The organism is Janthinobacterium sp. GW822-FHT07A03, assembly GCF_058798815.1.
This window is the reverse complement of the sequence record NZ_JBXAKW010000007.1, coordinates 427,819-438,012: the sequence shown is the minus strand read 5'-3', so window position 1 is coordinate 438,012 and position 10,194 is coordinate 427,819. Positions and strand designations below refer to the sequence as shown.

The window sequence follows — 10,194 nt, the reverse complement described above, 5'->3', positions numbered from 1 at the left end:
GGACCGTGAAACAACTTTGCGCCGATGATAGTGCTGCAACCAGTGTGAAAGTAGGTTATCGTCAGGCTTGTTATTCGAAAAAACCCCCATCGGTGATCCGGTGGGGGTTTTTTTACGTCCGCGGCTTTTATCTAGGCCAGCGATTGCCGGGTTTTTGAAAGGGATATCTTGTCTGCTGTGCATACACTGGAGCAATTACGTGCAGGCCAACTGGCCGGCGTGCGCCGCCTGAAGCTGTCGTGCGGCTTGACGGCATTCCCCCGCGAAATTTTCGACCTGGCCGACAGCCTGGAAATCCTCGACCTGTCCGGCAATGCGCTGTCCTCGCTGCCCGACGATTTGCCGCGCCTGCACCAGCTGCGCATCATTTTTTGCTCGGATAATCTGTTTACTGCCTTGCCGGCCGTGCTCGGTTCTTGTCCTGCTCTGGAAATGATCGGTTTCAAGGCGAACCGGATCCGCCACGTACCGGCCGCAGCCTTGCCATCGGCACTGCGCTGGCTGACCCTGACCGACAATGTCATCGACTTCATGCCGGATGAGCTGGGCCAGTGCGAGCAACTACAGAAACTCATGCTGGCAGGAAATTGCCTGAGTAGCTTGCCGGCATCCCTTGCCAATTGCCACCGGCTGGAACTGGTGCGCATTGCCGCCAACCGTTTTACGGCGCTGCCCGACTGCCTGTTGTCCTTGCCAAACCTAAGCTGGCTCGCGTATGCGGGCAATCCCTGTACTGAAGCGCGTGAATTGGCTGCCCTGAGCGGTGCCGCTACTGCTGGCGTGGCCTGGCAGCGCCTGCAGCTTGCGCAGCAGCTGGGCGAGGGCGCATCGGGCGTGATTTTTCGTGCCCGCCTCGATGATGCCGAGGATGTTGCGGTGAAAGTATTCAAGGGGGCGATGACCAGCGATGGCTTGCCGCGCAGCGAAATGGCCGCCTGTGTCGGTGCCGGTGCTCATCCGGGCCTGATTCCCATCCTCGGGGCGCTCGATGCGCATCCGCAAGAGGCGCTGGGACTCGTCATGCCGCTCATCGATCCTGCCTTCCGCAACCTGGCCGGTCCGCCCAGCCTGTCATCATGCACGCGCGACGTGTATGCCGAGGACGTGCGTTTTGATGCATCGCAAGCCTTGGCCATTGCCCATGGCATCGCCTCGGCCGTGCGCCAGCTGCATGCGCGCGGCATCGTGCATGGCGACTTATATGCACACAATATCCTGCATGCGGACGCCGGCGCCTGCCTGCTGGGCGACTTTGGCGCGGCGTCGATGTTTGCGCCCGGCTCACCGCAAGGAGAGTTGCTGCAGGGTATGGAGGCGCGGGCCTTTGGCGTGCTGCTGGGCGAGCTGGTTGCGCATTGTGCGACGCCCTTGCCGGCCATGCAGGCCTTGCAGGAGGCGTGCCTGCAGGAAGAAATATCGCGGCGGCCATTGTTTGCCGAGATGGAACGGCAACTGCTGGCAATACGCCAGGCATAAAAAAATGGCGCAGCCTTCGCAGGCTGCGCCATTTTCATTTCAGGCTGGCAATATTCAGCCCGCTACCTGGATTTCTTTTTCCGGCAGGGCGATCTGGTTGTCGACGCTGAACTGGTAGTCCTTGAAGACGTGTTCGGCCGTCAGGATCTGGTATTCGCCGTTGTCCAGCTTATGCGTGGTGTCCTTCAGGCGATACGTGTAATGGCCGCAAGTCCAGCAGTTGAAGTTGCGCATGTGCGTGCACAGGCAAGTCTTGTCCATCACGACGACGGTTTTTTGCTCCGGATGGGCCGCCACTTCGCGGTTGTACGAGTTGATGTACGCGCAGTTGCCCGTCGCGTCGAGCAGGTAGCCATACGATTCGCAGCCTGGACGGATGCCGGCGCCGATGGCGGGCGTGTTTTTCAGCATGCGCATCGGGTAACCGGTCGGCGAGACGCCGTTGACGATGATGTCTTCTTCCGAGGCCTTGTAGTATTCCTGCTTGACCTTGTTTGGCAAGCCGCATTCCTTGGTGACGGTAAAGCGCGTCGCCACTTGCACGCCGGCTGCGCCCGCTTCCAGGAAGGAGACGGCATCGCTGCCCGTGAAGATGCCGCCGGCGGCGATCAGCGGGATGTCCAGCTGTTCCGCTTTCAGGTAGGCCAGCAGTTCAGCCGTGATCGTGTGCAGGTCGTAATTGGCCCAGTCCATGCCGAAACCCAGGTGGCCGCCGGCCAATGGTCCTTCGACGATGATGAAGTCGGGCAAGCGGTCCAGCTTGGCATTCTTGCGCAGGAAAATCTGCAAGGCGCGCACGGACGAGACGATGATGCCCAGCTTGGCGTCACGGAAACGCGGATGGTCGGCCATCAAGGCGAACGAACCGAAGTGCAGACCGGCCGACAGGGTGATGCCGTCGATGCCCGCGTCCAGCGCCGCATTCAGGCGCACGCGCAAGGTTTCGCGGGGGCCGTTCATGGTCAGCTTTTCCATGCAATTGACGAAGATCAAGCCATCGCCCTTTTTCGCTTCCATGGTGCGGCCGATATGCAGGCGCTGCGCTTCCGCCAGGCGGCCCAGGTCGAACTGCACCACGGCCTTGTCGCTGTTATTGATGTTGAACTTGTACAGTTTCGTCTTGTCTTTGACGAAGGTGGTGTCGAAACGGCGATCCGACACGTCTTCCACCATGGCATCGGAGATATGCCCGATACCGTTCAGCCGGGCCGCTTCCAGGGCCAGCTCCGACGTGGAAATATCCACACCCATTCCGCCTATCATGATGGGCACATATTCTTTTTTGCCAAATCGCAGGCGGAAATCATCAACACGTTTCATTGCTATCCTTAGACTACCGTGGTTATCACTGAGCCAGATGTACGGTCAAGCCCGCTGCCGGTCAGGCGCGCGGGCGCATGTAGCTGTGCGCAGCTTCAATTCTACCCCAAGCGGGCAGGCGCTCCGAGGCAGCTTGCCGCCATGCCGGTGCAAGCGCAGGCCGGAGCGTGCGCATCATCGAAATTAATCGCGGAAATTGTTAAATTCCAGCGGCATGTCGGGCACGTCCTTGCGCAGCATGGCCATGGCCGCTTGCAGGTCGTCGCGCTTGGCGCCCGTGACGCGCACGGCTTCGCCCTGGATGCTCGCTTGCACTTTCATCTTGCTGTCCTTGATGACGCGCACGATTTTCTTGGCATCATCCGATTCGATGCCATTCTTGATCTTGATGATCTGCTTGACCTTGTCGCCGCCAATCTTCTTGATGTCGCCTTCGTCGAGGAAGCGCACATCGACCTTGCGTTTGGTCAATTTGTTCGTCAGCACGTCGCGTACCTGGCTGAGCTGGAATTCCGAATCCGCAAACGCGGTCAATTCGTTTTCCTTGTGTTCGACGCGGGCATCGCTGCCCTTGAAATCGAAGCGGGTCGTGATTTCCTTGTTGGATTGCTCGACGGCATTCTTGACTTCGATCATATCGGCTTCGGAGACTACATCAAATGATGGCATGGTCTGTTCCTTTTCTTGTTAAAGCGAGCGCGCGCTCGGCGCACTGGGCCTTGGCGGCTGATTCAGCGCCATGGGACGGCCCTGTTAAAGATGCGACATTTTAACGGACAACGGGCAAGTCGCCCTTGTCCTGAGGTGGTTTTTTGTCGCTTTCGCTCTATAATCGAGCAAAATTTCCCTATCCCATGCATCCAGAGCTCACCATCGAACACAATTACAACCTCCAGCGCCTGAATACCTTCGGCATCACGGCCAACGCGGCCGCCTACGTACGCATCACTTCGCAGGCCGAATTGCAGGCCGCGCTGCAAGATCCGGCCCTGTCCGCCATGCCGCGCCTGATACTGGGCGGCGGCAGCAACATCGTGCTCACGGGCGACTTTCCCGGCGCCGTGCTGCACATGGCCACGCGCGGCATGCGCCTGGCGCAGGCGGACTTCGAGACGATACTCGTCACGGCTGCGGCCGGCGAAAACTGGCACGATTTCGTGCAGTGGACCCTGGCGCAAGGCGTGGGCGGGCTGGAAAACCTGTCATTGATCCCCGGCACGGTGGGCGCGGCGCCTATCCAGAATATTGGCGCGTATGGCGTTGAAATCAAGGATTATCTGCATAGCGTGAGCGTCATGCACAGCGCCAGCGGCATCGTCTTCGACATGGACCGCGATGCTTGCCGCTTCGCTTACCGCGACAGCATCTTCAAGCAGGCGGACGGGCGCGAGCTGATCGTGCTGGAAGTGACGTTTGCCTTGCCTGCCGAGTGGCAGCCGAACTTGCGTTACGCGGAACTGGCGCAGGCCGTGGCCGAGCGCCATCTTGCCGAGCCGACGCCGCAACAGGTGGCCGACACGGTGATGGCGATCCGCCGGAGAAAATTGCCGGACCCGGCCGTGATTGGCAATGCGGGCAGCTTCTTCAAGAATCCGGTGGTATCACGCGAGCAATGTCTTGCCTTGCTGGAACGCTTTCCTGCGCTGGTGCACCATGCACAGCCCGATGGCACGGAAAAGCTGGCGGCCGGCTGGCTGATCGATCAATGTGGCTGGAAGGGAAAAAACCTGGGGCCCGCGGGAGTGTATCCCAAGCAGGCGCTGGTTCTGGTGAATAATGGCGGCGCTCGTGGCGCGGACATTACCCGGCTGGCGGAAGCGATACAGGATGATGTAGAGGCGAAATATGGCGTGCGCCTGTCGCCCGAGCCTGTGTTTGTTTGATCTTGATTAAATCCACGCTTGAAAAATGTTCAGGGCAACGCAACGCCGCCATGGACGTTTTTTCTGCGCGGATCAGCCAAAGTGGCAGACGTAATCGACGGTTTCGATGGTCTCGATATCAAAATAGCTATTGCCCGGGATTTTGAATTCCGTGCCCGCGCCATAGCTGTTCCACTCCGTCGCGTCGGCCAGGCGCACCTTGCACAGGCCGCCGACGATTTCCATCGTTTCCGGGGCGCCCGTGTTGAAGCGCAACGATGACGCGAAAATCACGCCTACGCTTTTCTTCGTGCCATCGGCCAGGATGACGTTGTGCGAGACGCATTTGCCGTCAAAGTAGATATTCGACTTCTTGACGACGCTGACATTGTCCAGTTGTGTGCTCATGCTTCACTTTCCTTGCTGTTAAAAATCAGTCCTGGACGTCATCGGCGTTCAGCACGCTGTTGCGTCCGCCGCGCTTGGCCGCGTACAGGGCCTGGTCGGCGCGGTTGATCAGTTGTTCGACCGTCGAGTCGGGCGACGGCACGACGGTGGCCACGCCGATCGAGATGGTGACGATGCCCGTACCTGCTGCCGGGTTCTCGATCTGCAAGCCTTCCAGATGGCGCCGGCATGCTTCGGCGATCAGCAGCGCGCCGGCCGCTTCCGTTTCCGGCAGGATCAGGGCGAACTCTTCGCCCCCGTAGCGGGCGGCCAGGTCGGCCGGGCGTTTCAAATGTTCCGTGAGCACGGCGGCAACTTTTTTCAGGCACAGGTCGCCCGCCAGATGGCCGAAATGGTCGTTATAGCTCTTGAAATGGTCGATATCGCAGAACAGCAGACTCAGCGGTGCCTTGTCGCGCTGTCCCCGTTGCCATTCGAATTGCAAGGTTTCATCGAAGCGGCGGCGGTTGGCGATGCCCGTCAAGCCATCGAGGGCGGCCAGTTTCTGTAATTCAATATTCGCATCCGCCAGGTTCTTTTGGCTTTCACGCAGGAAACGAAAAGCCTGGTCGCGTTGCAGGCGGCTGATGTGCGCGTTGGAATGGTAGCGTATGCGCGCCAGCAGCTCCAGGCGGTCCGGCAGTTTCACCACATAATCGTTGGCGCCGACGGCAAAGCTGTGGGCCTTCAGTTTCGGGTCGTCCTTGGCCGACATCACGATCACTGGCACGTGCGCGAGTGCCTCGTTTTCGCGGTACAGCTTGATCAAGGCGAAGCCGTCGATGCCCGGCATCACCAGGTCTTGCAGGATGACGGTCGGTTGCAAGCGCAGCGCCGTGTCCAGCGCCTGCGTGGCGTCGGTGACATAATGAAATTCGATATCCTGCTGGTCGCTGAGCATGCGCCGGACTGCCTCGGCAATGATCAACTGGTCGTCCACCAGCAGCACGCTGACCTTGAATTCGGTCAATGCGGGTTCATGCTGGGTGAAGCTGGAGGAGAATTCTGGCATTGCATTCTTTTCAGATGTTAGGGGAGGGCTCCCACCCATTGTTGAGCTTGGCGCCCAGGCGGCTGCGCAGGCTGGCGCCTATTCTATCCAGGGGCAGGATTTGCTGCGCCGCATCAAGTTCGGCTGCCGCGCGCGGCATGCCGTACACGGCACTGCTGGCCTGGTCTTGCGCAATCGTCGTCTTGCCGGCACGGCGCATGGCCAGCAAGCCATCGCCGCCGTCGCGGCCCATGCCTGTGAGCAATACGCCGATGGCGTCGCCGCGCCAGTGCTGGGCCACGCAGTTGAAGAACACATCGACGGACGGGCGGTAAACATACTCGCGCGGTGCTGCATCGTAACCCAAACGATAATTTTGATCTAGCAGCAGGTGATCGTTGGTCTTGGCGATCAGTACCGTGCCGGAGACCAGTTCGTCGCCTTCGGCGATCACGCGCACGGGCATGCTGAGCTGGTCGTCCAGCCATTTGGCGAAGTGCGAGGCGAAGGTTTCATCGATGTGCTGCACCACCACGATGGCGCAGCCGGGCGGCGCCGTCCAGCCGGACAGCACCTTGGCCACCGCTGACGGCCCGCCCGTCGAGGCGCCGATGGCCACCAGGGTGCTGACCTGGCCATCGCCCCGTTCGCCGCCATTGCCGTTCGCCTGGCGCGGCGGCGGCGCTTCGGCGCTGTGGCGTATCAGCTTGCCGATGGTCTTGATCTTGGCCAGCAGTTCGCTGTCGCCGCCCACTTCCCCCTGCAGCACCGGCGTGGCCGTGACGTCGAGCGCGCCCGCGCCCAGCGCGCGGAAGACCTGGTTGACATTGTCCTGCGGGCGGCCCGTGACCACCAGGATGGCGCACGGGCTCTGCTCCATGATCAGGCGCGTCGCTTCCACGCCATCCATCTCCGGCATGTTCAGGTCCATCAGGATCAGGTCGGGGCGGTTGCCCTCGCACATGCGCACGGCTTCGAGTCCCGTGCGGGCGATCCACAGCACCTGGTGTTCCTGCGTGCTGGCGACCACCCGGCGCAGGGCCTCGGCAGCCATGGCGACATCGTTGGCAATGGCAATTTTCATGAATGACAGCTCATAAGCGGGCATCTCCTATCAGGTCGGCCACCGCGTCGAGCAAGGTCTCGTCGTGGAAGCTGCCTTTGGTCAGATAATAATCGGCGCCGGCGGACAGGCCGCGCGCGCGGTCTTCCGGGCGGTCCTTGTACGAGACGATCATCACCGGCAGCTTGTGCAGGTGCAGGTCCTTCTTGATCAGCGAGACCAGTTCGATGCCATCCATGCGCGGCATGTCGACGTCGGTGATCACCAGGTCGTATTCGCCGCTGCGTACGACGTTCCAGCCGTCGATGCCGTCGATGGCCACGTCGACCTCGAAACCGCGCGCCAGCAGCAGCTTGCGCTCCATCTCGCGCACCGTCAGCGAATCGTCGACGACGAGGATGCGCTTGGCGCGGCGCTGCTGCGCGTGGCCGGCCTGCGCCAGCTGGTGCAGGCCGCCTTCGTGCAGCAGCTTGTCGATCGACAGCAGCAGATCGGGCACGTCGAGGATCAGCACCGGCTCGCCGTCGTCGAGCAGGGCGGCGGCGGAAATGTCGCGCATCTTGCCGAAGATCGGGTCGATGGCCTGCACCGCCAGGCTTTGTTCGCCGCGGATGGCGTCGACCACCAGCGCATAGCTTTGCTTGCCGCGGCCGATCACCACCACCGGCAAGTCCTCGGCCTGGCTGGCGGCTTCACCCAGCTCCAGCACCTGCGCCGCCGACACCAGGCCCAGATGCTCGCCCTTGAGTTCAAAGAACTGCTTGTTTTCCAGGGTATGGATGGCCGCTTGCGGCACGCGCACCACGCTTTCCACCTTGACGATGGGGATGGCGTAGGCTTCGCCGTGCACGTCGACCACCAGCGCGCGCACGATCGACTGCGTCAGCGGCAGGGTAATCAGGGCGCGAAAACCGCGGCCCGGCTCCGATTCCAGGCGCACCGTGCCGTTTTGCTGGCGTATCGTCTCGTGCACGATGTCGAGGCCCACGCCGCGCCCGGACAATTGATTGGCCGTGGCCTTCAGGCTGAAGGCGGGCAGGAACAAAAACTCCAGCAGCTCGCCCGGCGACAGTGCGGCGGCCATGGCGGGGCTGGCCATCTTGCGCTCGATGACGGACTGGCGGATTTTTTCCAGGTCGACGCCGCGCCCATCGTCGCTGATCTCGATGCTCAGCATGCCGGCGCGGTGGCGCGCTTCCATGCGTATCGTGCCCAGCGCTTCCTTGCCCGCGTCGATGCGCTCGTACGGACCTTCCATGCCATGGTCGATGGCATTCCTGAGCATGTGGTTCAGCGGGCTTTCGATCTTCGCCAGGATGTCGCGGTCGACCAGGGTGTCTTCGCCGTCGATTTCCAGCTGCACTTCCTTGCCCAGGCTGCGCGCCAGGTCGCGCACCATGCGGGGAAACGCGTGGATGCCGTCGCGGAAAGGGCGCATGCGCAGGGCCAGCACTTCATCGACCATGCCTTGCGAGACGGCCAGCAGGCGCCGTTCATAGGTTTCGATGTCGGCGATGTGCTCGAGCATGAACTGCTTCAGGGGCTGCGTCTTTTGCAGCGCCAGCAGGGATTTTTCCATCAGGCCCGGGTCGGCGGAACGGGCAATGGCTTCGTGCAGGTGCTCGATGGCGGAAAACAGGCTGCTCTGGTTGCGCTTGAAGCGCTGCAGGGCGCCGACGAACGGGTGCATCTGGTGCGCATTGATGCGCGATTCGCTGGCCAGCGACAGCAGTTTGTCGAAGTTTTGCGCCGCTGCCTTGGCCGGTGCGGCACCCGCACGCGGCGCGGGCGCGGCCGCCGACTCAGGTTCCTCTCCCGCCAGGCCGCTGGCGACGGGAGCCTGCGGCTCGGCCGCTTCTTGCGACAAGGGTGGCGCTGCCGGCGCTGGCATGGGGGCCGGCGCCGAAGGCAGGGCCGGCAATTCGGGCAGCTCGGCGATGCCGGCGATGGCGTTCAGGGTCTGGTCGATCTGCGCCGCATTGGCGGCCAGCCACGCTTCGGCGCCCGCGTCGTCCAGGCGCGACAGCTGCACGATCAGGTCGACGCCCGACAGCAGCACGTCGACCCGTTCCGGCGTGAGTTTCAGGCGGCCATGCTGGGCGGCAACAAAGCTGTCTTCCATGCCGTGCGCCAGCTGCACCACCACTTGCAGGCCGACGATGGCGGCGGCGCCCTTGATCGAATGCGCCGCGCGCATCATCGCCTCGACGGCGGCCGCATCGCCCGCATGGCGCTCCATGGCCAGCAAGCCGTCGGTGAGAATCTGGGTCTGGCTGTCCGCCTCCATGCGGAACAGGTCCAGCATGGAAAAGGCACTCAGGTCGCCGTGCTGGTCCTGGCTCATCGTAATAGTCTCGCAAGTTGAAAGCCGATCAGCGCCGTGTCGAGGCAGCCGATGCGCATGTCGCCCTCGGTGATGACACCGGACAGATAGCGCGACAGGCCCTTGTTGATGGTTGCCGCGGGCGCCTGCACGGCGCCCGACGCATAGCGCACGATGCCGTGCAGGTCGGCCACGGGCAGGGCGTAAGCCTGTTCTTCCCAGCGCAGCAGCAGCAGGCGCGCAAAGGTGTGGCGGCCGCGGGCCGCGGGCGCGCCCTGTTCGTCGATGCCCAGCAGGTGTGCCAGCGACATGCATGGATACAGCTTGCCGCCGATATTGACGATGCCGGCCAGGCCGCGCCCGCTGCGGTGCGGCAGCACGTGCGGCTTGGCCTGCGGCGCCACGGCGTCGAACACGCGCGTGGGAAGCGCCAGCCATTCGCGGCCGATGCGAAACACCAGCGCCGAGCTGTCGCGCACTTCACCGCCCGCATCGAGCTGGCGGAAGTGGCTGGCCCAGTCGCGCTGGTAGTGTGCGTCCACGGGCCGCTGCAGGTTGCGCTGGGCGGCGCCCGCATACACGTCGCAGTTGCGGCAATGGACATTGGCGGGCAGCTTGGGGCAGCTCTGGTCGCCGACCACGCCGATATGGTTCCAGCAGTCGTCGATGGTTTTCAGAGCCTCGCTGGCGATGATGGTTGTCATGCGTGCCC

Annotated in this window: 9 protein-coding genes; 2 read left to right on the top strand and 7 right to left on the bottom strand. The window is 62.4% G+C overall.

What is annotated here, in order from left to right:
• The first annotated feature begins 177 nt into the window (after window positions 1-177).
• Complete coding sequence (locus AC1RJW_RS21785) at window positions 178-1,476, top strand: leucine-rich repeat-containing protein kinase family protein (RefSeq protein ID WP_493046824.1); 1,299 nt, start codon at window positions 178-180, stop codon at window positions 1,474-1,476.
• 54 nt (window positions 1,477-1,530) lie between these two features.
• On the opposite strand, the gene AC1RJW_RS21780 is transcribed toward AC1RJW_RS21785, so the two are convergent.
• Together AC1RJW_RS21780 and AC1RJW_RS21775 are read right to left on the bottom strand one after the other, a co-directional pair.
• Complete coding sequence (locus tag AC1RJW_RS21780; RefSeq protein WP_493046805.1) at window positions 1,531-2,796, bottom strand: nitronate monooxygenase; 1,266 nt, start codon at window positions 2,794-2,796, stop codon at window positions 1,531-1,533.
• Window positions 2,797-2,979: 183 nt separating this feature from the next.
• Window positions 2,980-3,465 (bottom strand): YajQ family cyclic di-GMP-binding protein, encoded by a 486-nt coding sequence (locus AC1RJW_RS21775; protein ID WP_034759416.1) that lies wholly within the window; start codon window positions 3,463-3,465, stop codon window positions 2,980-2,982.
• A 185-nt stretch (window positions 3,466-3,650) separates the two neighbouring features.
• On the opposite strand from AC1RJW_RS21775, the gene murB reads away from it, so the two are divergent.
• Window positions 3,651-4,679 (top strand): UDP-N-acetylmuramate dehydrogenase, encoded by a 1,029-nt coding sequence (murB, locus tag AC1RJW_RS21770; protein WP_493046804.1) that lies wholly within the window; start codon window positions 3,651-3,653, stop codon window positions 4,677-4,679.
• Window positions 4,680-4,751: 72 nt separating this feature from the next.
• On the opposite strand, the gene ppnP is transcribed toward murB, so the two are convergent.
• From ppnP to AC1RJW_RS21745, 5 genes are read right to left on the bottom strand one after another with little or no spacing between them, the layout of a single operon-like run.
• The gene (ppnP, locus tag AC1RJW_RS21765) at window positions 4,752-5,066 is read right to left on the bottom strand and encodes a pyrimidine/purine nucleoside phosphorylase (RefSeq protein ID WP_493046803.1); all 315 of its coding nucleotides are present in this window, start codon (window positions 5,064-5,066) and stop codon (window positions 4,752-4,754) included.
• A gap of 25 nt (window positions 5,067-5,091) precedes the next feature.
• Window positions 5,092-6,117, bottom strand: coding sequence for a diguanylate cyclase (locus AC1RJW_RS21760; protein WP_493046802.1), 1,026 nt, complete (start codon window positions 6,115-6,117; stop codon window positions 5,092-5,094).
• A gap of 10 nt (window positions 6,118-6,127) precedes the next feature.
• Complete coding sequence (gene cheB / locus AC1RJW_RS21755; RefSeq protein WP_493046801.1) at window positions 6,128-7,180, bottom strand: chemotaxis-specific protein-glutamate methyltransferase CheB; 1,053 nt, start codon at window positions 7,178-7,180, stop codon at window positions 6,128-6,130.
• A gap of 10 nt (window positions 7,181-7,190) precedes the next feature.
• Window positions 7,191-9,503: a hybrid sensor histidine kinase/response regulator gene (locus tag AC1RJW_RS21750; RefSeq protein WP_493046800.1), complete on the bottom strand. Its 2,313-nt coding sequence runs from the start codon at window positions 9,501-9,503 to the stop codon at window positions 7,191-7,193.
• Window positions 9,500-10,186 (bottom strand): chemotaxis protein CheW, encoded by a 687-nt coding sequence (locus tag AC1RJW_RS21745; RefSeq protein WP_493046799.1) that lies wholly within the window; start codon window positions 10,184-10,186, stop codon window positions 9,500-9,502. The genes AC1RJW_RS21750 and AC1RJW_RS21745 overlap by 4 nt, the downstream gene beginning before the upstream one ends.
• Between the last annotated feature and the right edge of the window lie 8 nt (window positions 10,187-10,194).

Coding starts and splice junctions, on each gene's coding strand:
- AC1RJW_RS21780 (WP_493046805.1), bottom strand. CDS start 2,796: ATGAAACGTGTTGATGATTTCCGCCTGCGATTTGGCAAAAAAGAATAT.
- AC1RJW_RS21750 (WP_493046800.1), bottom strand. CDS start 9,503: ATGAGCCAGGACCAGCACGGCGACCTGAGTGCCTTTTCCATGCTGGAC.
- AC1RJW_RS21745 (WP_493046799.1), bottom strand. CDS start 10,186: ATGACAACCATCATCGCCAGCGAGGCTCTGAAAACCATCGACGACTGC.
- ppnP (WP_493046803.1), bottom strand. CDS start 5,066: ATGAGCACACAACTGGACAATGTCAGCGTCGTCAAGAAGTCGAATATC.
- cheB (WP_493046801.1), bottom strand. CDS start 7,180: ATGAAAATTGCCATTGCCAACGATGTCGCCATGGCTGCCGAGGCCCTG.
- AC1RJW_RS21760 (WP_493046802.1), bottom strand. CDS start 6,117: ATGCCAGAATTCTCCTCCAGCTTCACCCAGCATGAACCCGCATTGACC.
- AC1RJW_RS21775 (WP_034759416.1), bottom strand. CDS start 3,465: ATGCCATCATTTGATGTAGTCTCCGAAGCCGATATGATCGAAGTCAAG.
- murB (WP_493046804.1), top strand. CDS start 3,651: ATGCATCCAGAGCTCACCATCGAACACAATTACAACCTCCAGCGCCTG.